The following is a 23,079-nucleotide window of genomic DNA, read 5'->3' on the forward strand; positions in this document are numbered from 1 at the left end:
CGACCTCGGCCGGGTCGACCACCAGCAGGCGGCGGCCCTGCGCGGTCAGCGCCGCTTCGACGTACTCGGCGCCGAAGCGGGCGAACCGGTCCCGGCGCTCGACCACGATCGTCGACACGGCCGGGTCACGCAGCAAGGCGAGGAACTTCTTCCGGTGCCCGTTCAACGCGGAACCGACTTCGGTGACCACCCGGTCAACGCCGAGCTTCTGACTAGTGGCCCACACGGTCACCCGGGCGACCTGCCGTTCCAGATCCGGCTTCTAATCGGCCGACGACACCCGGGCGTACACCACGGTCTGCCGGGCTACGGCCGACGTTCCGGTAACCGGCTCGCCGACCATGATGAGGCGGCCGATCCGGTAGGTGGGAACGGGCAGCGTCCCGGCCGCGTACTGCCGCCGAGCGGTGATGTACGCGATGCCGGTCGACGCCGCCCATTCCTTGAGGTTCACGCGAGCATCATAGCCGCCTTAAGAGCGCCAAAGATGCACGAAGCGCCAACAGCTAGCCGCCCCTTGGACGAACGAGCGCTGTTGAGCTATTCGGCTCTGCTATGACGCCATGTCGACTCGCCACCGGATCAACGAAGTTCTTCCGAAACATGCACCCATTGTTCCACGACTAGTTGATGCATGACTAGTAGCGAGGTGCGATCGAGGCGAAGCAGCGAAGTGGTCAGCCGGGCAGGGTCACGCGGACGGGGTAGTGGTCGGAGGCGAACTCGGTCTCGTCGCCGCGGACGACGGTCATGTCGGTGGCCCTGCCGGCCAGGGAAGGGCTGGTCAGCACGTAGTCGAGGCGCATGCGGGAGAACTCGCGGCCGCCGCCCTCGGTGGTGGGGACCGTGAGCGGGGAGCCGGAGCCGGCCACGGGCCACAGGTCGACGAAGCCGGCGTCGAGGAAGGCGCCGACCGCGCGGGTGTCGGCCGAGCCGTCGGCGGCCAGGTGGCGGGCCCGCAGGAAGCCGGGCTGCGGGGCCAGGGTGGCGGTGTGGTCGGTGCCCGGGTCGAGGCCGTTGAGGTCGCCGGCGACCACCGTGGGGACCTTGTCGGGGCGGTAGCGCGCGGCCAGCCAGATCGCCTCCCGCATGCGGCGGTACGGGGAGAACGGGTTGAGGTGGGTGCTCACGATGCGCAACGGGCCGGTGGAGGTGGCGACCGTGACGACCGCGGCGGCGTGGTGCAGGCGCCAGCGGACCTCGGTTCGTTCGAGGATCTCGAGCGGTGGGCGCACGAGCACGGCGACCGGCTGGCCGAGGAACGAGCGGGCCAGGTGCGGCACCAGGCCGGTCGCGTCGGCGACCTGGTGCAGCACGCGGCCGCTGTCGCGGTCGAAGTCGCGCAGCTCCTGCAGGGCCAGCAGGTCCGGTTGCTCGCGCCGGAGCACGGCGGTGATCGCGTCGAGCCGGCCCTTGCCGCCGGTCTTGATGTTCCAGGTGAGGAAGCGCAGCGTCACGACTCGGCTCCGGGAGTGAGAGGGGCGGTCACGCCGGCACCGGACGGTGGTCGCGGACCTCGTGGGCCTCGTCGGCGGCCTCGGTGACCGTCTCGGCGCGGGCGTTCGGGCGGATGATCAGGTAGAGGGCGCCGATCCAGCAGGCCGTGAGCAGCGTCGCCCCCAGGACGTCGGTCGGGTGGTGCATGCCGCGGTACATGCGGGACAGCGCCACCAGCGCCGGCATCAGGAAAGCCAGCACCGGGAACACCCAGCGCCACCACTGGTGGATGCGGGGCATGCAGACGACCGCGATCGCCACCCACAGGCACATGGTGGCGGCGATGTGACCGGACGGGAACGACGAGGTCGGCATCTGGCCGTCCAGCTGGTCGACCGACGGGCGGGCGCGGCCGGTCGCGGCGGCGGCGCAGAGGAAGAGCGTGAGCTCGCCGATCATGGTCAGCACGATGAAGACGACCGGGCGCCACTGCCGCCACAGCGCCAGCGCGAGCGGGCAGAAGACCAGGCAGACGATGAGGACGGCGTGCGTGTCACCGGCCTTGGAGGCCAGCCAGCTGAGGTGGTCGAGCTGCTCGGTGCGGAACGTCTGGAGCCAGCGGGGCACCCCGTCGTCGAACGAGGGCTCCCAGCGCGTCACGGCGTACCCGACGAAGTAGAGGACCCCGAACGTGAACACCCAGCCGACCAGGATCTCGGCGCCCTTGGCCCACGGGTGCGGCAGCACCGCGCCCTCGGCGGGCGCGGGCACGAGGTCGTCGGCGGCGTCGGGGTCGAGGCCGTCGGTCACCGGCGGCACCGGGTGACCGGCCTCGCGGCGCCAGACCCGGAACGCGTACGCGGTGATGCTGATCCAGGCCAGGCCGAGCATCCAGCCGGCCAGGACGTCGGAGAGGAAGTGCACGCCGAGCGCGATGCGGGTCAGGCCGACGGCCACGACCACGATCGCCGCCACCGACAGGATCCAGCCCTTGTGACGGCCGCGGGTGGCCGAGAGCAGGACGAGCGCCAGCATCCCGTACACAATGGTCGCCCCGAGGGTGTGACCGCTCGGGAAGCTGTTGCCACCGCCGTAGGCGATCGGGTCGGTCACGACCGGGCGCACCCGGCCGACGAGCGCCTTGAGCGACGGGTCGAGCACCACCGCGCCGAGACCGGTGACCGCCAGGTAGAGCGCCAGGCGCGGCAGACGGCGGATCAGCAGCAGCAGGACCGCCATGACGACCAGGGGCACCAGCACGCCCCGGCCGCCGGCCGAGGTGATCGTGGTCAGCACCTTGACCACCGCGGGGTGCGGCGCGACCAGGTCGTTGAGACCGGAGGCGATCGACTGGTCGAGGCGGCGCAGCGGGCTCCAGTTGGCCCGCACGAGCAGCAGCAACAAGCCGAAGGCGAGGCCGGCGACCACGACCGCGGCCAGGCCGGCGACGCTGCGCTCGGCGAAGTGCCGGACTGGCGCCCAGCCGGTGCGTTCGACCACCCGGTTGTCGTCGGTCACGTCGGACTCCTTGTCGGGGTTGGGGATGTGGCCCCGCTTTACCCGGACCGCTTCGCGCGTACACCGCGGGCCGGATCGGCCTCGGGCTCCCAGCGGTCGCGCTTGGCCGGGCGGGGGGCGCCGACCCGGGCCGCCTCGAGCTGCGCCGCGAAGGAGAGGCCCAGGAACAGCGCTATCCCGGTCAGGTTGGCCCACAGCAGCAGCGCCATGATCGCGGTCAGCGGACCGTAGGTGGCGCCGAAGCCCTCGCCGAAACGCACGTACCCGGCCAGCAACAGGCTGGCCAGCCACCACAGGACGGTCGCCAGACCGGCGCCGAACAGCAGCCAGGACAGGCCGGGCTGGTGCCGGCGCGGGGAGTACTTGAAGAGCACGGCGACCGCGAAGACGATCAGCACCAGGCTCAACGGCCAGCGTATGAAGTCCCAGGCCACCCGCGCGTCCTCGGCCCACGCCCAGTGCCGGGCGGCCGCGTCGCCGAACGGCCGGCCGGCGACCAGCAGCAGGAAGCCGAACAGCGCGGGAAGCCCGGCGACCGCGGCCAGGACGGTGGCCCGGATGTACTTGAACAGCGCCGGCCGGTCGCGCTCGACGCCGTAGATCCGGTTCGCGCCCCGCTCGATCTGCGAGACCGCCGTGGTCAGCGCGAGCAGGCCGGTGATCAGACCGAGCGTCAGCGCGACCTCGCCGGCGTCGCTGCTGCCCTCGGTGTCCTCCAGCAGCTCGCTCACCAGCGGGTCGCTGGCCCCCGGGGTCAGTCCCAGGATCGTCTCGGCCACGACCCGGCCACCGTCCTCGGCGCCGAGGTCGGCCGCCAGCCCGGAGAGCGCGATGAGGAACGGCACGATCGCCAGGCAGAGCTGGAACGCGAACGCCCGCGCGTGGCTGAAGCCGTCGCCGTAGCGGAACCGGACGAACGCGTCGCGCAGCAGCGGCCAGCGACCGTAACGCCACAAGGCGTGGACGGCGTCGTCCGCCGAGAGCTCGTCCCCGCTCATGTCGCGGGTCTGCGGAACGGGCTCCGTACTACTCACGGGCGGCCTCGCGGATTTCCTCGGCCGCCTCCGCGGCGTTGCTCGCGTCGTACGCCAGGTCGGGGTCGCCCGCCGGGCGGGGAACACTGAGCAGCAGGGCCCGGGGCTTGATCGAGATCTTGAGGGTGCGGCCCGGCTCGATGAGGTCGCCGTCGAGCTGCCGGGGCTGGGCCGAGCGGGCCTGGATCTCGACGTGCTCGGCGGTGTAGGTCTCCATCAGCGGCACCCGCTTGCGGCGACGGACCACGCCCCACGCCAGCGACACCCAGTGACCCAGGTTGCTCGGGCTCAGGATGGCGACGTCGAGCTTGCCGTCGGCCGGGTCGGCCTCGGTCAGCAGCGTCACGCCGCCCTGCAGCCGCCCGACATTGCCGACGATCACCGATCGCGGGCGCCGGGGCATCACCTTGCCGCCGTCGAGCACGATCCGTACCCGCATCGGCCGTTCCCGCAGCGCCTTGACCCCGCCGCCGATGTAGGCCAGCCAGCCGATCCGCTTCTTGGCCTCGTCGGAGGTCTTCTCCAGCATCTGCGCGTCGAAGCCCATGCCGGCCATCACCGCGAAGCACCGGTTCTCGACGACGCCCACGTCGATCCGCCGGCGGCCGCCCTCGAGCGCCACCTCCACGCCCGTGGCCGGGTCGGTGCCGAGACCCAGGTTGGCCGCCAGCAAATTGCCGGTGCCGGCCGGGAGCACGGCCATGGTCACGTCGGAACCGGCGAGCGCGGTCACGACCGCCATCACGGTGCCGTCGCCGCCACAGGCGAAGACGAGCTCGGCCCCGTCCCGTACGGCCTGGTGGGTCTGTCCTTCGCCCGGGTCCTCGGGGGTGGTCTCGTACCAGGTGGGCTCGGGCCATCCGGCGTTCGCCACGCCCTCCTCGATGATCCGGTGGAGATGGTCCATGTCGGGCACCTTGGTGGGGTTCACGACTACGGCACTGCGGGGTCCAGTCACGGCGACAGTGTGCCCGGGTCCGGTGGGGATCGAAACTCTCCTTCTGTACCGTGAAAAGCGTGAGTACGACTTCGGTCACCTGGTGGGGTCACAGCACCGTGTGGCTTTCCGACTCCGGCACCACCCTGCTGACCGACCCGGTGCTCACCGGCCGGGTGGCTCACCTGCGGCGGATGGCCGGTCCGACGCCCGCGCTGCCCGGCGTCCCCGACGCGGTGCTGCTGTCCCACCTGCACGCCGACCACTTCCACGCCGCGTCCCTGCGCAAGCTGGGCGGCACCCCCCGGCTGATCGTGCCGCGCGGCGCCGCCGGGTTCGTGGCCAAGTGCCTGGGCGCCGAGGCGGCCGCCCGCACGGTCGAGCTGGGGCCCGGCGACGAGACGGCCGTGGGTTCCGTACGGGTTCGCGCGGTGCGGGCGGCCCACGACGGTGGGCGCGGTCCGTGGTCCCGCGAGCGCGCGATGGCCATCGGGTTCGTCGTCGAGGGCGAGGCCCGCACGTGGTTCGCGGGTGACACCGGGCTGTTCGACGAGATGAACGAACTGGCCCCGCTCGACCTGGCCCTGATCCCGGTCGGCGGCTGGGGTCCCACGCTCGGCTCGGAGCACCACCTCGACGCGGCGGACGGCGCCGAGGCCCTGCGCCGGGCCAAGGCGGCCTGGGCGGTGCCGGTCCACTACGGCACGCTGTGGCCGGTCGGCCTGGGCCGGGTCCGCTCCCACATGTTCCGCGACCCCGGCGAGGAGTTCGCCCGTGTCGCGCAGCGCACCGCCCCCGACTCGCGGGTGCGCGTGCTCGCGCAGGGTGAGACCTTGACGGTCGAACCCGCGTGACCGCCACCCTGGGCACCCTGGCCTGGCTCTTCGCGGTGGTGGCGTTCGGCGCGATCATCCCGATCGTCCCGACCGGCGCCGCGGTCAGCGGGGCCGCCGCGCTGGCCTTCCACGAGCAGCACCCGGTTCTCATCGTGTTCGTGATCGCGGCCGGGGCCGCCGGGGCGTACGTGGGCGACCTGGTCATGTACGCGATGTGCCGGGTCGGCGGCGAGAAGCTGGCCAAGCGCCTGCGCTGGCTGCGCGACGAGGAACACCTGGTGTCGGTCAAGGAGAAGCTGCGGCAGCGGGAGATCCCGGTGCTGCTGGTCTCCCGCCTGATCCCCGGTGGCCGGGTGCCGGTGCTGCTGGCCGCGGCCTTCCTGGGCATGCCCTGGCGTACGTTCGTGGTGGCCAACGCCCCGGCCTGCGCGCTGTGGTCGGTCGTCTACGCCGGCATCGGCGTGGCCGGCGGCTCGATCTTCCCCGAGCCGTGGGAGGGCGTGGTCGCGGCCGTCCTGCTGATCCTGATCATCAACCAGACCGTCTCGTGGATCACCAAGCGCCGCGAGGCCCGCGCCGCCGCCGCGGCCGCAGCCGCTAATACTTCAAATGCTGGCGCGTGAGCTTCGCGACCTTCTGAACCATGGCGATGCCGCCTGACATGCCCGCGTTGTCGTGCGACAGGACGGCGATCGAGACGTCGGTGCCCGGCCCGGTGACGCGCCCGACCGAGTTGATGATCCAGCGGTAGTTCTCGGTCGAGCGGGACAGCCAGCCGTTCTTCACGGTGAACTTCTCGCCGCCGCGGGCCACCGCCGGAACGCCCCAGTCCTGGCTGCCGTCGACCGTGCTCATCAGCGTGTAGGCCAGCTTGCGGGAGCCGGCGTCCAGCGGGCCCGACGTGTCGACCAGCTCGGACAGCAGCTTGACCTGGTCGTTCACGGTAGTGCGGGTCAGACCCCAGGCGCTGTTGACCCTGGTCGCGGTCAGGCCGAGCCGCTTGTTGCAGGCACCCACCCCGGAGGCCCGGCCGAGCCTCGAGAACAGCGACGTGGTGGCGTCGTTGTCGCTGAGCCGGATCATGCGCTTGGCCAGCGCCAACTCGGTGGCGGTGAGGTCGCGGCGGGAGTCCTGGGCCTTGAGCAGCAGACAGGCGAGCACCTGCACCTTGACCACGCTGGCGGTCTCGTACGCCGCGGCGCCCCGGAACGAGTAGCGCTGGCCGGTGCGGCGGTCGAGCACGGCGACGGAGAACTCGGGAGCCGACGCGGCGTACTTCTTCAGCGCCGCGTCGAGCGCCTTGACCCGGGCGGCCCGGATCTCGGGCGCGCTGGGGCCGGTGGGAGTCGGGGCGGCCGTCGTCGCCGGCGGTGGCGGGGCCGGGGCACTGGGCCCGGGGGCCGCGCGGGCCCCGGTGCCGCTGAACGTCCCGGCCAGCGGGACCCCGCCGCCGCCGGAATCGCGCATCATGCCGGCGCCGACCAAACCCGCACCCCCGAGGACTCCCACCGTCGCGATGGCCAGAATCCAGTTTCGCGTACGTCGCACGCCTGCCATAGTGCCGTGTTCCTCGCAACTATGGGCGCCCCCGGGTGCCTTACCCCCAGATTGACTCCGGCTCGACTCGGGCTCGACTCGGGCTCGACTCCAGCTCAACTCCAGCTCGATTCCGGCTCTACTCGGGCTTGACTCCGGCTCAACTCCAGCTCGACTCGGGCGCGGCTCCCGGCGCGACTCGGGCTTGAAGTCGGCTCGACTCGGGCTTGAAGTCGGCTCGACTCGGGCTTGAAGTCGGCTCGACTCGGGCTCGAAGTCGGCTGACGACGCGCTCACGAGGAGTGATCATGGGCCGGGCGTGACGACTTGGCGCATGATGGGGTCATGCGCTTCCCGTTGGTGTCGCCCGCCGCGATCGGCGAACTAGCCCGTTACGCCGTCGGTCAGGTGGTCGAGACAGCGGCGGCCGTGGCCACCGTCCCCGTCCGGGTGATCGGTCTGCTCGGGCAGACGGAGCTCCTGGTCAGCCGGGTCACCATGCTCGCCGACGAGGCCGACAGCCTGATCCAGCGGGTCACCCGGGTCGTCGAGGCGGCCGAGTCGACGGTGACCGAGGCCCGGACGATCGCCGCCACGGCATCCGGCGTGGTCGGCCAAGCCGTCGAGATCAGCTCCCGGGCCGGCACCGTCGTCGGCACGGCCGAGCAGATCAGCTCCCGCGCCGGCACCGTCGTCGGCACGGCCGAGCAGATCAGCTCCCGCGCCGGCACCGTCGTCGGCACGGCCGAGCAGATCAGCTCCCGCGCCGGGGCCGTCGTCGGCCGGGCCGAGGACATCAGCGGGCGGGCCGGGAACGTCGTCGAGAGTGCCGAGCAGATCAGCTCGCGCGCCGGGAGCGTGGTCGGCACGGCCGAGCAGATCAGCTCGCGCGCCGGGGCGGTCGTCGAGCGGGCCGAGGACATCAGCGGGCGGGCCGGGGACGTGGTCGGCAGCGCGGAGCAGATCAGCTCGCGCGCCGGGGCCGTCGTCGAGCGGGCCGAGGACATCAGCGGGCGCGCCGGGGACGTCGTGGGCAGCGCCGAGGACATCAGCGGGCGCGCGGGCACCGTCGTGGGCCGGGCCGAAGAGGTCAGCGAACGGGCCGAGGGGGTCGTTCTGCGGGCGGTCGGGGTCTCGGACGCCGCCGCGGGCGTGGTCGAGCGGGCCACCGCGGTCAGCGCCCAGGCCGCTCTGGTGGTCGGCCAGGCCGACGGCACCGCCAAGGAGGCCGCCCTGCTGCTGGCGGCCTACTCGGAGGCGCTGCTCAAGGGCGCGCCGCTGGCCCGCCGGTTCGTCGACGAGCTGTCGTCCGAGGAGGTGACGGCCGCGATCCGGATGATCGACCAGCTACCGACACTGCGGGCGCACCTGGTCGACGACGTGATGCCGCTGCTCGGCAAGCTCGACCAGGTCGGGCCCGACCTGCACAAACTGCTCGAGGTAACGGAAGACCTGCACCTGGCTATCGCCGGCCTCCCCGGCCTGAAGTTGCTGCGCCGCCGGGGCGAGGAGCGCGTCGAAGAGACCCGGTGAGCCGCCGGGGCGGGCTGAGCCGCATCGCCGGCGAGAACGCGCCTACCGCCGTCGTCGGCCCACGACGCTGCCGACGCCGGGCACGAGCGGATCGGGCCAGGGCTGAGCAGGCGGCCAGCCGAGCGGCTGAGCAGGTGGCCGGCCGGGCGGCTGAGCAGGTGGCCGGCCGGGCGGCTGGGCAATTGGCCAGCCGAGCGGCTGAGCAGGTGGCCGGCCGGGCGGCTGGGCAAGTTGGCCAGCCGGGCGGCTGAGCAAGTGTCCAGCCGGACGGCTGAGCAGGTGGCCGGCCGGACGGCTGAGCTCAGATGGGCGGCTGAGCGCCTGAGCAGGTGGCCGGCCGGGCGGCTGAGCTCAGGCGGGCGGCCGGGGGCTGAGCTCAGGTGGGCGGATCACGGCGCAGGGCGTCGCGCATCAGGTCGAGGTGGCCGCGGTGCTGGGCGGTCTCGCTGATCATCTGTGTGAGCATCCAGCGGAGGCTGACCGGCGCCTGACCGAAGGACGACCGGGCCGCGCGCCCGTCGAGGTCGCCGAACCCGGCGACGGCCGCCCGGCTGCGGGCGCAGGCGTCCTCGTACAGCTGACGCAGCGACTCGACCGGGTCGTCGCCGGCCGACCTCCAGGCCCAGGTCTCGTCCGTGCCGACGGCCGTCCACGGATCGGGCATGGCCGCGCCCAGCAGGGTGTGGGTGAACCAGAGGTCCTCCATCTGGGCCAGGTGCTTCACCACCCCGCCGATGGTCATGTCGGTGGCCGGCAGCAGGCGCGCGCCCGCCGCCTCGTCGTCGACGCCGTCGAGGGCGGCCAGCACCATCGCACGGTGCCGGTCGAGGAACTGGCTCAGCGTCTCGCGCTCGGGCGGATGCAATCGGGGGAAGTCCATCAGACCTCGACGATAAGCCTCACCACCTCGTACGCGGCGATCTCGGGCCGCAGGCGCACCTCGGGCGGCCGGGTCATCCGCAGGCCGGGCTGCGCGAAGAGCCGGCTCAGGAAGATGTCGGACTCCTGGATCGCGATGTAGGCGCCCGGGCAGCGGTGCGCGCCGTCGCCGAAGGACAGCACCGCGTCGCCCACGCCATCGGCCAGCGGACGGCCCGGACACACCGACTGCGGCTCGGGGCCCACGGCTGTGGCGTCCGAGTTGGCCGCCGTGACGCCGATGTCGACCAGCGCGCCCGACGGGATGGTCGTGCCGCCCACGCGGACGTCGGCCGTGGTGCGCCGGAAGAGGTCGCCCACGACCGGCTCGAGCCGCAGGATCTCGTGCAGCAGGGCGAAACGCTCCCGCTCGTCGCCGGTGCGGTAGCGCTGACGCAGCTCGTCGTCGGTGAACAGGTGCCACGCCGCCACGGTGATGAACTCGCGGGTCGTGACCATCCCGGCCGCCGCGAAGGTGACGCACTCGCCGAGGATCTCGCGGTCGTTGCACCCCTCGTCGATGAGGTGCGAGATCAGGTCGTCGCGGCGTCGCGCACGTCGCACGCTGACAGCCGGCCGGACGTCAGCCCAATAGAACCGGCCGTCGTGAGCATCTGATTGACCCCCGGCCAGAACCCCCGCAGCCCCTTGGCGTCGCCCTCGGGCACATGCGCGAAGAACCGGTCGAGCCGCCGGGCCATGCCGCCGCGGCTCTCGGTGAGGCCGACGACCTCGGCGGCCACCGCGACGGCGAGCTGGAACGACAGATCGGACAGGTCGGCCCGCCCCTTCGCCCGCAGCACCGCGCACTGCTCGTCGGCCAGACGTTCCATCAGCCCGCGATAGGCCGTATCGACCCGCTTGGGGGTGAAGTATTTCGCCGTCTGCCGCCGGTGCTCGCGATGCTCGGGGCCGTCGCGGTAGAGCACGGCGAGCCGCATGCCTTTCGTGTACCGCTTGACGCCCTCGACGCCGAACCCGGCCTGCAGCGTGTCGGCGCGCCGCAGGAACTCGCGGGCGGTCGCGTAGTCGCGCACGTGCCAGGTGCCGTCGCTGCCCACGTGCACGGGACAGCCGGGCGTGAGCTCCCCGCGATCGACCTTGCGTTGTGACCCGACGCTTGTCATGCCCCGATTCTGCCGAGGCGGACGGCCCGCCGGAACCGTCCATCCAGGAACTGTGGATAACCCCCCGCCGCCAAGGGCGAGCGGATCACCGGGCCGACGAGGACGGCGGGGTGAGGAGGCTGCGGGCGAAGCGGGCCTCGAGGTGCGCCGCGCCGCGGACGACGGCCGGCAGCGTGACCGCGAAGAGCGGGCCGGGTGATCAGCGCCGTCAGCCGCCCGGTCCGATACACCGGCGCCGGCATCGGCGCTCCGAGCACCGCCGCCGCGCGTTCCCGTTCCGCGGCGGCCATCGTGCGTGACCGGTTCAGGGCCAGGACCAGCAGCGGTACGCCGATCCAGACGACGGCCAGGCTGAGCCCGGCGGCGCCTGCCCCGGACAGGGAACGGCCCCGCCGTGGTCGGCGGGGCCGTTCGCATCGAACCGGGTGGATCAGAAGACGCTGACGCCGTACGCGTTCAGGGCCTCGGTCACGGGCTGGAAGTACGTGGTGCCGCCGGAGGTGCAGTTGCCGCTGCCGCCCGAGGTCAGGCCCAGGGCCGTCGTGCCGGCGTAGAGCGAGCCGCCGCTGTCGCCCGGCTGGGCGCAGACGGTGGTGCGGATGAGGCCGGAGACCGAGCCCTCGGCGTAGTTCACGGTGCTGTTGAGGGCGGTGACCCGGCCGGAACGGATGCCGGTGGTGGAGCCGCGGCGGGTGACCGTGGCGCCGACGGCCGGGGTGCCGGCCGAGGTGATCTCCTGGGAGCCGACGGTGCCGCTCTTGGTGATCGTCGTGTTGGTGTAGCGGACGATGCCGTAGTCGTTGCCCGGGAAGCTGGTGCCGGCGCGGGTGCCGAGGGTCGCCGAGCCGTTCGTCCAGGTGGTCGCGCCGTTGGTGCAGTGGCCGGCGGTCAGGAAGTAGTAGGTGGTGCCCGAGCGCACGTTGAAGCCGAGCGAGCAACGGCCGCCGCCGCCGTAGATGGCGTCGCCACCGCTGATCCGGGTGGTGAGGGCGCCGGAGGTCTTCTCGATGCGGGCGCTGTCGCCGAGCTTGGCCACCGTGGCCTCGACCGCGGCGAGCTTGGCGCCGGTGACCGTGCTGTCGACCTCGACGACGACCTGGTTGCTGACCGGGTCGATGGCGAAGGCGGTGCCGGGGGTCTTCAGCGACGACTTGAGGGTGTTGTCGGCCGCCGCGAGGTGAGCGCCGGAGCGGCTGACGAAGCGCGCGGTGGCGCCGGACGCCTTGACCGTACGGGCGGTGGCGGCGTCGGTGACGTTGACGACGACCTTGCCGGCCGAGTCGATGTACGAGCCCGCGCTGTTGACGCCGAACTGGGCGTCGAGCTTGGTGGCCAGGGCGGACGGGGCGAACGAGGGGTCTCCGGCGACGGCCGCCGAGGCGGGTGAGGCGGCGAGTCCGGTGCCGACGAGCATGCAGGCGGCTAGGCCGACGATCGGCCGGCGCAGCTTCCGGTTGAGCACGAAGTCCTCCCAGGGGGGTGGGGGTACACCGGATCCGGCGTACCGCTCTGCCCTGGGAGTATTGAGACTTCTCGATCCGTGTTCAAGAGTCCGCCGAAGTTGGCATAACTGTTAACAACGGCCGTGAGCTGCCCAAACGGCCCACATACCGCGAATCGTATTATCCAACCGGGATGGCTAGATGACGCGCCTGGGCCCGGATCTCGGGCACCGCGGTCGTCTCCCACTTCGCCCCCCGGCGCAGCGGCCCGATCAGCCGCCGGTCCGGCTGGACCCGTCCGTCGGCGCCGATCAGCCGCCCGTCGGCGTCGATGTCGAGACCCAGGCCGTGCGGCCCGACCCGGGCCTGACCGGCGTCGAGCAGGCTGCCCACGAACGAGCCCGCGGCGGCCGGCAGACGACCGGGCCCGGCACAGTTGACGACCGCGCCGAACCACTGCACCCCGGCCTCGAGCTCGACCAGCAGGCCCCCGGCGGCCGGCGCGGTCATCGAGCGGATGCCCCCGGCCCGCACCTCGAGCCGGCCCTCGCCGCGCAGTTCGGCCACCCGCGCGCCGACTGTGGGCGCCATCCGGTGCCGGTGACACTCCCACGGGCGGGCCAGGTGGCGCAGGAACGCGTCCTGCTCGTCGGGCGTGAAGGCGGTCCACAGCTCGTCCAGGTACGGGCGCAGCCCGTCCACCACGGCCCGCCAGTCCCCGGCCCGGGCCGCCTCGGCCCGCACGGCCCGCACGATGTCGCGCAGGGTGGCGCAGTCGTCGAGCGCCAGCCCGACCGGCGGCGCGGCCACCTCGGTGTGAGTCAGCGGCAACTGACCCCGGCGGCTGACCGCGGTGATCGGCGCGTCCCGGTCCCGCGTGGCGGTGAGCGTGAGGGCCACGTCGATCGCGGTCAGCCCGGCCCCGACCAGCAGCACCGGCGCGTCGGAGGGGATGGCCTCGAGCGCGCCCTTGGCCCACGGGTCGGCGACGTAGTCGGGGTGGTCGGGCCGGGCCGCGGGCTGCGCGGGCGCCGGGTTGCCGGTCGCGACCACGACCCCGTCGGCGCGTACCTCCGAGCCGTCGGCGAGGCGCACCCCGGTCGCGGACAGACCGGCCGCACGGGACCGGCGCAGCTCCAACCGATCGGCGAATGTCTCGGCGACGTCCGCGAAGACCGCGCGCAGATACTGCCCGTACTCGGTCCGCGGCCGGAACTCGCCGGGCGAGCACCCCGCCCACCGGGCGAAGTGACCGGCGTCGTCCGGGTCGGCGCTCATCGCGCCGGCCCGCGAGTTGAGCAGGTGCCACGGCCGTGCCGACCCGTAGGCCAGGCCGCCGCCCGGCTCGCCGGGCTCGATCAGCACGATCCGGTCGTCGGTGCCGCGCAGCAACTCGCGGGTGGCCAGGACACCGGCACAGCCGCCGCCGACCACGGCGACCGTACGGGGAGCGGACGCCATTACCGTTCGACCACTGTCACGGCGGCCTCGTCGGCCAGGCGGTAGCCGAGGCCGTAGACGGTCGTGACCACCTCGGGGTCGGACAGCTTGGTGCGCAGGCGGCTCACGTGCACGTCGACCGTGCGGTTGGTCGTGTGCGTGTGCCCCCACACCTGGGCCAGCAGCTGACTGCGGCTGAACACCTGACGCGGGTGCCGGGCGAGGAACAGCAGCAGGTCGTACTCGAGGCGGCTGAGGTCGAGCGGTTGCCCGTCGCGGAACGCCGTACGGGCCCCGGGGTCGAGCCGGAGCCCACCGGCCCCCTCCGGCTCGGCGAGCGAGACACCCTGCCCGGCCGCGTCCACGAAGTCCCGCAGGGCCGCGACGACCCGGTCGCGCCCGGCGCCGGTTCCCGAGATGCTGATGGTGACGGTGACCGGCGGCTCGGGCCGGACGGCGACCGGCGGCTCGGGCAGAGCGGGGACGGGGTGGAGCCGGCGGCGCGGGACGGCCGGGTGGGCGATGGCGAGCGCGGACATGGGGTTCTCCCTCCGGGTGACGGCCGCATTAATATATCTCCTATCTGGGATATAGGTTAACCCCGGCCCGGCGGGTCGCCGGGCGAAAACCGATGCGACCTGGGCAATCATCACCCCTCTATGTTGCCCATACTCTCTAGGTTAACTAGGATATGAGACGGTCATTGACATCGATGCTGGAGAGAGCGCACGGTGATGGTCATGCAAGCAGCCGCAACGAGCACCGCCAGTTCGTCCGAACCCGAGATTTCTCACTACGTGGACGTCGTGGACACCGATCTCTTCCGGGCGCTCCTGCGCCGGCACGCCGCGGCCGTCGTCGTCATCACCGCTCCCGGCGAGCCGCCCGCCGGCTTCACCGCCACGTCGTTCACCTCGGTCTCCCTCGACCCGCCGCTGGTCTCGTTCTGCCTGGCCCACACCGCCTCGGCCTGGCCCGCCGTCGAGGCCGCCGGCGTGGTCGCGGTGCACGTGCTGACCCAGGAGCAGGAGCAGGTGGCGCGCACGTTCTCGACCAAGAACATCGACCGCTTCGCCACGCACGGGACCTGGCGGCCCGGCCCGGGCGGCGTGCCGCTGCTCGACGGCGTGCTGGCCCGCATCGTCTGCCGCGTCGTTCAGCGCGTCGAAGCCGGCGACCACACGATCGTGCTGGCCGCCCCCGAGACCGGCTGGCACCACGAGGACAGTTCCGTGACGCCCCTCGTCTACCACGACGGGCACTACGCCCACCTGCGGCACGCCGCCTGATCCGGGAGAGTCATGACCCACCTAGTCGTCGTCTCCGGCAACCCCCGTCCCGGTTCCCGTACGTCGATCCTGGCCGTCGCCGTGGGCGAGGCGCTGGCCGGCCCGCCCGCAAAGGTCATCGAGGTCGGCGAGCTGGGCGCGGGACTGCTCACGCCCGGCGACGAGCCGACGGCCGCCGCGGTGGCGGCGGTGCTGGCGGCCGACCTCCTGGTGGTGGCCACGCCGACCTACAAGGGCAGTTACACCGGCGTCCTCAAGGTGCTGCTCGATCAGTTGCCCGCGCGGGCGCTGGCCGGCAAGCGGGCCGTGCCCGTCGTAACCGCCGGCGTCACGCCCCAGGCGGCCGCGGCCGAGGCCCTGCTGCGGCAGTTGCTCACCGAGCTGGGCGCCGACGTGGCGGAAGGCCTGCCCGTCGTCGAGGCAGACCTTCCGGACTCCGTCGCGATCGCGGAGAAGTACGCCGCTACCTTCAGCTGACCTCGATCGTCAGGTCGCGGGTGCCCCGGGCCCCGAAGGCGTCGGTGAAGGCCACGGTGAAGGCGGCACTGCCCGCGGTGGCCGGCCAGCCCTCGAGGGTGCCGTCGGCCGACAGCGCCAGGCCGTCGGGCAACGCGCCCGCGGCGAGCGACCAGGTGCCCGCGCGACCGCCCGCCACCGTCAGCGTCTGCTCGTAGTGGTCACCGATCACGCCGTCCGGCAGCGAGGTCGTGGAGATCACCGGAGTCGTCGTGGCCACCGTGACCTTGAGCACCCGGGTGACCGCCTGCGGCACGTAGTCGGTGAAGCGGACCGTGACCGTGGCCGTGCCCGGACCCGTCGGCGTGCCCGTGATCGAGCCGCTCGGCCGGAGGGTGAGACCGGCGGGCAGCTTGCCGGCCGTGATGCTCCAGGTGCCTTGACGGCCCGCCGTGAGGGACAGCTTGCCCGAGTACGCCTGACCGGCCGTCACCGCGAGCGCGGCGGTCCTGATCACCGGCTTGGCCGGCGGCCCGGGCACGAACAGCAGCTTGTCGGGCGAGCCCTTACGGTTCTTGACCTTGCTCGTGGTGGCGTTCTTGACCAGGTAGTTGCGCACCTGGGCCGGGGTCAGGCCGGGCGAGGCGTCCAGGGCCAGCGCGGCCGCCCCGGCCACGTGCGGGGAGGCCATCGACGTGCCGCTGGCCACCGCGGTCAGGTAGTCGTCGCCGTAGTAGTCGGACCGGATGTTCACGCCGGGCGCGAACAGGTCGAGCGCCGGACCGTAGTTGGAGAACGTGGCCCGGCGGTCGGCGCTGTCGGTGGCGCCCACGGTGATCGCGGCCGGGAGGTTCGCGGGGCTCATGCGGCCCGCGCTGACGTTCTCGTTGCCGGCCGCCACCACGTACGTGACCCCGGAATTGATCGACCGCTGGACGGCGGCGTTGAGCGACTTGCTGGTCGACCCGCCCATGCTCATGTTCGCGACGGCCGGCTTGACCGCGTGCGCGGTCACCCAGTTCACGCCGCTGATCACCTGGGACAGCGTGCCGCTGCCGTTGCAGTCGAGCACCCGGACGGCGACCAGCTTCACCTTCTTGGCCACCCCGTAGAGCGAGCCGCCGATCGTGCCGGCCACGTGGGTGCCGTGGCCGTTGCAGTCGTTCGCGGCGGCGCCGGCTGTGAGCGCGTTGTAGCCGTACGAGGCCCGGCCGCCGAAGTCGGCGTGCGTGATCCGGATGCCGGTGTCCAGCACGTAGGCGTGCACCGCGCTGCCGTCGTCGGTCGGCGTGAACGACCTGGACGCCTTGGTGGCGCGCTGGTCGATGCGGTCCAGCCCCCAGGCCGGGTTCTTCTGGGTGCCTTGGATGGTCAGCATCCGGTCCTGCTCGACGAACCGCACGCCCGGGTGGGCGGCCAGGCGGCGGGCCTGGGTCGCGCTCAGGTCGGCGACATAGGTGGCGCCGCCGTCGGCCGACATCGCCGAGGCCTGCCCGCCGATCGGCTGGTCGAGCGTCACGATGTAACGGCCGGGGATCGCACCCGGGGCGCCGGCGCCGAAGACCGTGCCCTCGGGAACGGCGGCCTGAGCCGGGACGGCGGAGCCGGCGATCACAACGGCGGCGGTGGCGGCCGCAGTGGCCAGGGTGCGCATTCGCATGGCCCTGTGATCGGTCCCGGCTCGCGCCGACCTGAGGCAAAACCCCGCCGGGAAATACCGGCCCGGCCACCGGCGTTACCACACTCGCGACCGGCGGACGCCATCGCCGGCGCGGAGAGAGGTACCGACATGAAGGTCCGAAACTCGCTGCGGTCGCTGAAGAGCAAGCCCGGAAGCGTGGTCACTCGTCGTCGCGGCCGCCAGGTCGTGGTCAACAAGAAGAACCCGCGCTGGAGCGGCCGCCAGGGCTGACCTGACACGTTCACGGGACGCCGCTGGACCGGCCGCGATACCGTGGAACAGACGAAGCCGGAGACCCACCGCCATGGGTCTCCGGCTTTCTTCTTTCTCTGAACCGCCTCCGGCTCCTTCGATGGGACACCTCCGGCTCCTTCGATGGGCTGCCTCCGGCGGCGGCCTGCCTCGGCCGGCTCAGCGCTGCCGATGGGCCACGAGCGCCAGGCGTACGCGGTTGGGACTGCCCGTCTTGGTCATGAGCGCGGCGATGTGCGTCTTGACCGTGGTCACGCCGATGTGCAGCCGCTCGCCGATCTCGGTGTTCGAGAGCCCCTCCCCCACCAGGTCGAGCACATCCTGCTCGCGCGGGGTCAGACCCTCGACCGGCCGCCGCTGCTCGGCCCCGGCGGTGGTCGCCCGCCGGACCAGCCGCCGCAGCACGTCCCGGCTGAACGGGCTGTCCCCCTCCGCCGCCCGCCGGATGCCCTCCAGCAGCTCCTCGGGCGGCGCGTCCTTGAGCAGGAAGCCGCAGGCCCCCGCGTTCAACGCCGGGTAGAGGTGGTCGTCGTCGCCGAACGTGGTCAGCACGAGCACCCGGGTGGCCGGCCGCTCGGCCAGGACCCGGCTGGTCGCGCTGATCCCGTCCACGCCGGGCATCCGGATGTCCATGACGATCACGTCGGGCGTCAGCCGCGCGGCCAGCGTGATCGCCTCGCGCCCGTTGCCGGCCTCGCCGACCACCTCGAGGTCGGGCTCGGCGTCGCACAGCATGCGCAGCCCGGCCCGGATCAGTTGCTGGTCGTCCACGAGCAGGACGCGGATCACGCGGTGGCCCCGCTGTGCGCCGGCAGCACGGTGGCGACCCGCCAGCCCGCGCCCTCGGGCCCGGCCGCGAGCGTGCCGCCCAGCACCTCGACCCGTTCGCGCATGCCGGTCAGGCCGTGCCCACCGCCCGGCGCCGGCCGGACCGGTCCGGCGCCGCCGTCGTCGCTGACCTCCCAGGCCACGTCGCCGTCCTCGACCGCCACCCGGAGCCGGGCCCGGGCGCCGGCGCCGGCGTGCTTGGCCACGTTGGTCAGCGCCTCCTGGGTCAGGCGGAGCACGGCGAGACCGCGTACGGCATCGATCGCCCCCACCGCCTCGTCGATGTCGGCCTCGACGCCCAGCCCGGCCCGGCGGGCCGTGTCGACGGCCGCGCCCAAGGCGTCGGGCAGCGCGCCCGGTTCGATCGCGGTGAGCGCGGCGGCACTGCCCGCGCTCGCGTCGCGCAGCACCGCGACAAGCCGCCGCAGATCGGCCAGGGCGGCCGTCCCGGTGCGGTGCACGTCGTCGAGCACCTCGCCGGCCCGTGGATCGAGGCCGGGCAGCACGTGCCGGGCCACACCCACGCGCAGCACCATCGACGCGACGTGATGCGCCACCACGTCGTGCAGCTCGCGGGCGATCGCGCTGCGCTCGTCGGCCCGGGCGGCGCGGCTCTCGGAGGCGGCCCGCTGCTCGGCCTGCCGGCTGAGCTCACGCGAGGTGCGCACGACCAGGCCCAGCAGCAGCGGGAGTCCGACCGGCACGACCAGGCCGAAGATCTCGCGGACGATCCGGCCCTCGAACGGCGGCACGTCGAAGCCGGCGTGGACAGCGACGAGCAGGGCGGCGGCCAGCACGAAGACCCGCGGCCGGCTCGCCCACACGACCAGCTCGCCCAGGGCCCAGCTGCTGCCGACCTGGTTGATCGTGGTGTCGTCGATCAGGACGAACGCGACGACCAGCAGCGCCGTCTGCGTCAGGAAGCCGGCCACCGGCAGACGCGAGAGAGCGAGCATCAGGACGAACGCGGCGATCGCCAGAACCCACTGCGTGGCGGTCGGCCCGCGATCCACGCCGCCGTAGAAGACCAGGTAACTCAGGCCGCTGAGGTCGAGCAGCAGCAGCCGGGCCCAGGTGTCCCGCCTGTCGAAGAGACGACCCAGCCAGCTCATGGCGCTCAGCCTAGGCGCTGGGCGCGGAGGGCGACGCGCACGCCCAGGACCGTGGCAGCCACCAGCACGGCCAGCGCCGCGAGGGTGAGCAGATCGGGGCTCAGCAGCGGCTGGCCGCGCAGCGCCTGCCCGGTGACCAGCAGCGTCAGACCCGCGTAGGCGAACCCGGCGACGACGATCAACCGGGCGTTCGCCGCGGCGTCCGGCCGGGTGCGCCGGGCGAGCAGCAGCGCGAGCAGCGGCATGGCCTGAAGGCCGTGCATCCCCACGAAGTGACCGATGCGCAGGTCGCCGCCCGTGGTGCTCCAGCCCAGCAGCGGCAGGCCGGGCCCGCCGTCGGGCACGCCGACCGCGTGGGCGCCCGAGATGGCCTCGGCCGGCGTGGCCTGACCCGGCATCACCATCGGCCAGGCGACGACGAGCCCGAGCAGCGAGAGCAGCAGACCCGCTCGGATCGCGTACGCGGCGACCCGGTCGGTGATGCGCTGGCGCAGCACCACGACGGCGATGACCAGGTGCGCGACGAACAGCGCCATAATGGACGCGCCCATGATCGCCCAGAGTCGGCTGTCCAGCGCGTTCGTGTCGTTGAAGTGGCTGCGATGACCGCGCACGGTCTGGGCCGTGATGATGGCGATCTCGACGAACGAGACGGCGACGATCACCGTGCCGGCCCACTCCCCGAGCCGGCTGCGCCGCGGCAGCACGGTCAGCATCCAGGCCAGCGTGAGGGCGTAGGCCGCGAACGAGACGGCGAACTTGAACGGCTTGGCCCAGATCGGCGCGCCGACCAGGACGCGGTCGTCGATGACCAGACCGGCCGCGGCCACGAGCGCGAGCCCGGCCATGGCCGCGGTCAGCACCAGCAACGGCCGGTGCCATCGAACGGTACGGAGAACGACGGTAGTCATGACCACAGCGTCGGCGTGCGCGGTGGCCGGGTCGTCCGCCCGCGGGCCCCTCCCGCGGCCCACAGGCCGAGAGCGTCTCCTCCCTGGGGAGGAGGACCAGCGATACTGTCGCGCGTGATCGAGTTTCCCGCCGATGAGACGGGCCGGCGCAGCAGCGCTGCTTTCGGCCGCCACGTGGTCGCCGACGCCCTGCGCGCCGCCGACCCCGCCGCCGCGGAGGCCGCCGCCGCCGAGACCGACTGGCGGCGCGGCTACCTGCGGCATTTCCGGGCGCTGGTGGTGGCCGGGCTGACCGACGGGTACGACGTCGCGGCGGCCGGCCTGACGTCGGCCCACGCGCGGATGCCCGTCGAGATCGCGCCGCCCGCGGAGCCGTTCGAGACGGTCACCGTGACCGGCGGCGCGGACCGAGAGACCGAAGTCGTGCTGCCGTACCGCGGTGAGCGGCTGCGCGGGGACGGGTTGCGCCGGCGGCTGGACGCGTGGGTGGCGGCCGGGGTGATCGAGGAGTCGTGCGCCGAAGCGGTGCGCGAGGTGATGGACAACCCGGACTGGCTCGACCTCTCCGATCAGCGCCTGGTCGTGCTCGGGGCGGGCGCCGAGATGGGACCGGTGCCGGCGGTGCTGGGCTGGGGCGGAACGGTCGTGGCGGTCGATCTGCCGGCCGTGTGGGAGCGCGTCTCGGCCGTTCCCTCGGCCGGGACGCTGATCGCGCCCGTGCTCCCCGGCCGCTCCCCCGGGGCCGACCTGCTCAGCGAGCTCGGTGCGGTCGCGCACTGGCTGGACGGGCTCGAGGGCCGGCTGATCGTCGGCAACTACCTGTACGCGCCCGGGGCCGCGTACGTCCGCCTGTCGATGGCGTTCGACGCGCTGGCCACCCGGTTGCGGGCCGGCCGTGACGATGTCGCCCTGGCCTTCCTGGCCACCCCGACCGACGTCTTCGCCGTGCCGCCGGCCGCCGTGGCCCAGTCCCGCTCGCGGTTCGAGCAGCGGTCCCGTCGCGCCCGGGTGGCCGGGGCGCTGTCCGGCGGCCGGTTGCTCCAGCCGAACTACTCCGACGACGCCGTCAACGACAGCCTGGTGCCGCAGCAGGGGCCCAACTACGCGCTGGCCAAGCGCCTGCAGCGGTGGCGGGCGGCGGTCGCGCGACGCGACGGCGTGGTCAGCTTCGCGGTGGCCCCGCCGAGCTGGACCCGCTCGGTCACCAGCAACCGGGTCCTGGCCAAGGTCTACGCCGGCGCGCACCTCTTCGACGTCGAGATCTTCCCGCCCGAGACGGCCAACCGCCTGATGGCGCTGCTGCTCGTGCACCAGATCCGCAAGCCCCGCCCGGCCGCCCCGCTGGCCTGGCAGGACGAGGCGGTGGGGGCGGCCCACGGCGGCCTGTGGCGGACCGCCTACCGCCCCCGCACGGCCCTGCCCCTGGCCGCCGTCCGAGGTGTCCTGCGGTGACCGATCCGGTGGTCTCGCACTTCGATCGGGTGGCGGACAGCTACGACGAGGTGCTCCCGTTCTTCTCCGGCTTCGCGTCGCTCACCGTCGACCGGCTGGCGCCGCCGGCCGGCGTACGGGCGCTGGATCTGGCTTGTGGCCGGGGCGCGCTGACCGGGGCACTCCTCGCCCGGGGGGCCTCCGTGACCGCTGTCGACGCCGCGCCGCGGATGGTCTCCCTGGTGCGGAGCACGTACCCGTCGGTCCCGGCCACGGTCGGGGACAGTGCCGCCCTGGATCTGCCCGCCGATGCCTTCGACCTGGTGGTGTGCGGGTTCGCGATCCACATCGTGGCCGACCCCGACGCGACGCTGCGGGAGGCGGTCCGGGTCGCCCGGCCCGGCGCCCGGCTGGCCTTCACCACGCCCGGGCGGGCCGACGACAGCCCCGACCGGTGGGACGACCCCCTGGTCGAGCTCTACGCGGAGTACCGGCGGTATCAGGAGGACGGGTCCGGGCGGCACGGCAATGACTTCGACGACGACTTCGGCCGGTTCGGGCTGCGGGACGTGACCGCCGAGACGCTGGAGATCGCGATCCCGGTGCCCGACGGGGAGACGTACTGGAAGTGGAGCCGGTCGCACGGCTCGGGCCGCTTCATCGACGGGCTGACGCCCTATCGCCGGGCCGAGATGCACGCCCGGCTGCTGGAGCACATGGTCGAGCGGCCGGGTTTCGTCCTGCGCCGCTCGGCGACGTTGTGGATCGGGCACGCCGGGTAAGTGCTGGTCATGCGCAGACTCATCGTCACCGAGAACATCACCGTCGACGGGATCATCTCGCCCCTGGGTGACTGGTTCGATCCGGGGGCCGACGACGAGGAACTGGCCGCGGTCAACGCCCGGAACGGTGCGGACGCCGACGCGCTGGTGCTGGGCCGGGTGACGTACGAGGAGTTCGCCGGCTTCTGGCCCCACCAGGAGGGCGAGATCTCGGCCTACCTCGACCAGGTCAGCAAGTACGTGGTGTCGACCGGCCTCGAACAGGCGGACTGGCAGAACACGACCATCCTGCGCGACCTCGACGGCATCGCCGCCCTCAAGCGGCAGCCCGGCCGGGACATCACCGTCACCGGCAGCACGACGCTCGTCCGTTCGCTGATCCCGACCGGCCTCGTCGACCTCTTCCGCCTGTTCGTCCACCCGGTCGTGCAGGGGCACGGCGTCCGGCTCTTCGACGAGGTGGCGTTGCCGCTGTCCAAGCCGACGGTCACCGGCTTCCCGTCGGGCGTGGTCCTGCTCGAATACGCCCCACGCCTCGAACACGCCCCGCGCCTCGAATACGCCCCGCGCTGAGCCGGC

Annotated in this window: 25 protein-coding genes and 1 pseudogene; 9 read left to right on the forward strand and 17 right to left on the reverse strand. The window is 73.0% G+C overall.

Annotation, left to right across the window (positions count from 1 at the left end):
• From HJC40_RS33170 to HJC40_RS33190, 5 genes and pseudogenes are all read right to left on the reverse strand, one after another.
• Nucleotides 1-454 (reverse strand): annotated as a pseudogene (locus tag HJC40_RS33170) (IS607 family transposase); the annotation flags it as partial.
• Nucleotides 455-677: 223 nt separating this feature from the next.
• Nucleotides 678-1,457, reverse strand: a complete 780-nt coding sequence (locus HJC40_RS33175; RefSeq protein ID WP_250007286.1) for an endonuclease/exonuclease/phosphatase family protein — start codon at nucleotides 1,455-1,457, stop codon at nucleotides 678-680.
• A gap of 28 nt (nucleotides 1,458-1,485) precedes the next feature.
• Nucleotides 1,486-2,955 carry a phosphatase PAP2 family protein gene (locus tag HJC40_RS33180; protein ID WP_250007288.1) on the reverse strand — a complete coding sequence of 490 codons (1,470 nt, stop codon included), beginning with the start codon at nucleotides 2,953-2,955 and terminating at the stop codon, nucleotides 1,486-1,488.
• Between the two features lie 38 nt (nucleotides 2,956-2,993).
• Complete coding sequence (locus HJC40_RS33185; RefSeq protein ID WP_250007290.1) at nucleotides 2,994-3,953, reverse strand: YihY/virulence factor BrkB family protein; 960 nt, start codon at nucleotides 3,951-3,953, stop codon at nucleotides 2,994-2,996.
• Between the two features lie 28 nt (nucleotides 3,954-3,981).
• Nucleotides 3,982-4,947 (reverse strand): diacylglycerol kinase family protein, encoded by a 966-nt coding sequence (locus HJC40_RS33190; protein WP_308200972.1) that lies wholly within the window; start codon nucleotides 4,945-4,947, stop codon nucleotides 3,982-3,984.
• Between the two features lie 59 nt (nucleotides 4,948-5,006).
• Here HJC40_RS33190 and HJC40_RS33195 point away from each other — a divergent pair, with 59 nt between their 5' ends.
• The gene (locus tag HJC40_RS33195) at nucleotides 5,007-5,780 is read left to right on the forward strand and encodes an MBL fold metallo-hydrolase (protein ID WP_250007294.1); all 774 of its coding nucleotides are present in this window, start codon (nucleotides 5,007-5,009) and stop codon (nucleotides 5,778-5,780) included.
• The gene (locus HJC40_RS33200; protein WP_250007296.1) at nucleotides 5,777-6,385 is read left to right on the forward strand and encodes a VTT domain-containing protein; all 609 of its coding nucleotides are present in this window, start codon (nucleotides 5,777-5,779) and stop codon (nucleotides 6,383-6,385) included. Before HJC40_RS33195 ends, HJC40_RS33200 begins: the two co-directional genes overlap by 4 nt.
• Here HJC40_RS33200 and HJC40_RS33205 read toward each other — a convergent pair.
• Nucleotides 6,360-7,310 carry a serine hydrolase gene (locus HJC40_RS33205; protein ID WP_250007298.1) on the reverse strand — a complete coding sequence of 317 codons (951 nt, stop codon included), beginning with the start codon at nucleotides 7,308-7,310 and terminating at the stop codon, nucleotides 6,360-6,362. The two genes, HJC40_RS33200 and HJC40_RS33205, sit on opposite strands and share 26 nt — an antisense overlap.
• 333 nt (nucleotides 7,311-7,643) lie before the next feature.
• On the opposite strand from HJC40_RS33205, the gene HJC40_RS33210 reads away from it, so the two are divergent.
• A complete protein-coding gene (locus tag HJC40_RS33210) occupies nucleotides 7,644-8,831 on the forward strand; it encodes a methyl-accepting chemotaxis protein (protein ID WP_250007300.1) in 1,188 nt (395 codons plus the stop codon).
• A 376-nt stretch (nucleotides 8,832-9,207) separates the two neighbouring features.
• On the opposite strand, the gene HJC40_RS33215 is transcribed toward HJC40_RS33210, so the two are convergent.
• From HJC40_RS33215 to HJC40_RS33240, 7 genes are all read right to left on the reverse strand, one after another.
• The gene (locus HJC40_RS33215) at nucleotides 9,208-9,711 is read right to left on the reverse strand and encodes a DUF664 domain-containing protein (protein WP_250007302.1); all 504 of its coding nucleotides are present in this window, start codon (nucleotides 9,709-9,711) and stop codon (nucleotides 9,208-9,210) included.
• On the reverse strand, nucleotides 9,711-10,313 hold the full coding sequence (locus HJC40_RS33220) for a cytochrome P450 (protein WP_250007304.1): 603 nt from the start codon (nucleotides 10,311-10,313) through the stop codon (nucleotides 9,711-9,713). The genes HJC40_RS33215 and HJC40_RS33220 overlap by 1 nt, the downstream gene beginning before the upstream one ends.
• Entirely contained in the window at nucleotides 10,283-10,876 is a 594-nt protein-coding gene (locus HJC40_RS33225) for a hypothetical protein (RefSeq protein ID WP_250007306.1), read from the reverse strand. Before HJC40_RS33225 ends, HJC40_RS33220 begins: the two co-directional genes overlap by 31 nt.
• Entirely contained in the window at nucleotides 10,873-11,382 is a 510-nt protein-coding gene (locus HJC40_RS46725) for a sensor domain-containing protein (RefSeq protein ID WP_374273381.1), read from the reverse strand. Before HJC40_RS46725 ends, HJC40_RS33225 begins: the two co-directional genes overlap by 4 nt.
• The gene (locus HJC40_RS33230; RefSeq protein ID WP_250007308.1) at nucleotides 11,307-12,338 is read right to left on the reverse strand and encodes a S1 family peptidase; all 1,032 of its coding nucleotides are present in this window, start codon (nucleotides 12,336-12,338) and stop codon (nucleotides 11,307-11,309) included. The genes HJC40_RS46725 and HJC40_RS33230 overlap by 76 nt, the downstream gene beginning before the upstream one ends.
• Nucleotides 12,339-12,498: 160 nt before the next feature.
• A complete protein-coding gene (locus HJC40_RS33235) occupies nucleotides 12,499-13,779 on the reverse strand; it encodes an FAD/NAD(P)-binding protein (protein WP_250007309.1) in 1,281 nt (426 codons plus the stop codon).
• On the reverse strand, nucleotides 13,779-14,297 hold the full coding sequence (locus HJC40_RS33240) for a winged helix-turn-helix domain-containing protein (RefSeq protein WP_250007311.1): 519 nt from the start codon (nucleotides 14,295-14,297) through the stop codon (nucleotides 13,779-13,781). Before HJC40_RS33240 ends, HJC40_RS33235 begins: the two co-directional genes overlap by 1 nt.
• A gap of 201 nt (nucleotides 14,298-14,498) precedes the next feature.
• Here HJC40_RS33240 and HJC40_RS33245 point away from each other — a divergent pair, with 201 nt between their 5' ends.
• A complete protein-coding gene (locus HJC40_RS33245) occupies nucleotides 14,499-15,047 on the forward strand; it encodes a flavin reductase family protein (RefSeq protein WP_250007313.1) in 549 nt (182 codons plus the stop codon).
• A gap of 12 nt (nucleotides 15,048-15,059) precedes the next feature.
• Nucleotides 15,060-15,524 (forward strand): NADPH-dependent FMN reductase, encoded by a 465-nt coding sequence (locus tag HJC40_RS33250; RefSeq protein WP_250007314.1) that lies wholly within the window; start codon nucleotides 15,060-15,062, stop codon nucleotides 15,522-15,524.
• Here HJC40_RS33250 and HJC40_RS33255 read toward each other — a convergent pair.
• Nucleotides 15,517-17,163 carry a S8 family serine peptidase gene (locus HJC40_RS33255; RefSeq protein ID WP_250007316.1) on the reverse strand — a complete coding sequence of 549 codons (1,647 nt, stop codon included), beginning with the start codon at nucleotides 17,161-17,163 and terminating at the stop codon, nucleotides 15,517-15,519. The genes HJC40_RS33250 and HJC40_RS33255 overlap by 8 nt on opposite strands.
• Before the next feature lie 129 nt (nucleotides 17,164-17,292).
• Between HJC40_RS33255 and HJC40_RS33260 the strand changes: the two genes are divergently transcribed.
• Complete coding sequence (locus tag HJC40_RS33260; protein WP_250007317.1) at nucleotides 17,293-17,415, forward strand: ribosomal protein bL36; 123 nt, start codon at nucleotides 17,293-17,295, stop codon at nucleotides 17,413-17,415.
• Between the two features lie 180 nt (nucleotides 17,416-17,595).
• Here HJC40_RS33260 and HJC40_RS33265 read toward each other — a convergent pair whose 3' ends face one another.
• The 3 genes from HJC40_RS33265 to HJC40_RS33275 are packed head-to-tail and all read right to left on the reverse strand — an operon-like array spanning nucleotide 17,596 to nucleotide 20,287.
• Nucleotides 17,596-18,225: a response regulator transcription factor gene (locus HJC40_RS33265; protein ID WP_250007318.1), complete on the reverse strand. Its 630-nt coding sequence runs from the start codon at nucleotides 18,223-18,225 to the stop codon at nucleotides 17,596-17,598.
• Nucleotides 18,222-19,376, reverse strand: coding sequence for a sensor histidine kinase (locus HJC40_RS33270; protein ID WP_250007319.1), 1,155 nt, complete (start codon nucleotides 19,374-19,376; stop codon nucleotides 18,222-18,224). Before HJC40_RS33270 ends, HJC40_RS33265 begins: the two co-directional genes overlap by 4 nt.
• Before the next feature lie 5 nt (nucleotides 19,377-19,381).
• Nucleotides 19,382-20,287 (reverse strand): hypothetical protein, encoded by a 906-nt coding sequence (locus HJC40_RS33275; protein WP_250007320.1) that lies wholly within the window; start codon nucleotides 20,285-20,287, stop codon nucleotides 19,382-19,384.
• Nucleotides 20,288-20,401: 114 nt separating this feature from the next.
• Between HJC40_RS33275 and HJC40_RS33280 the strand changes: the two genes are divergently transcribed.
• Genes HJC40_RS33280 through HJC40_RS33290 form a run of 3 tightly spaced genes read left to right on the forward strand, consistent with a single transcriptional unit; the run spans nucleotide 20,402 to nucleotide 23,073 of the window.
• Nucleotides 20,402-21,739: a hypothetical protein gene (locus HJC40_RS33280; RefSeq protein WP_250007321.1), complete on the forward strand. Its 1,338-nt coding sequence runs from the start codon at nucleotides 20,402-20,404 to the stop codon at nucleotides 21,737-21,739.
• Nucleotides 21,736-22,500 (forward strand): class I SAM-dependent methyltransferase, encoded by a 765-nt coding sequence (locus tag HJC40_RS33285; RefSeq protein WP_250007322.1) that lies wholly within the window; start codon nucleotides 21,736-21,738, stop codon nucleotides 22,498-22,500. Before HJC40_RS33280 ends, HJC40_RS33285 begins: the two co-directional genes overlap by 4 nt.
• Before the next feature lie 9 nt (nucleotides 22,501-22,509).
• Nucleotides 22,510-23,073, forward strand: coding sequence for a dihydrofolate reductase family protein (locus HJC40_RS33290; RefSeq protein ID WP_250007324.1), 564 nt, complete (start codon nucleotides 22,510-22,512; stop codon nucleotides 23,071-23,073).
• Nucleotides 23,074-23,079 lie beyond the last annotated feature (6 nt).

It is taken from the genome of Actinoplanes sp. M2I2 (assembly GCF_023544445.1).
Classification (GTDB): domain Bacteria; phylum Actinomycetota; class Actinomycetes; order Mycobacteriales; family Micromonosporaceae; genus Actinoplanes.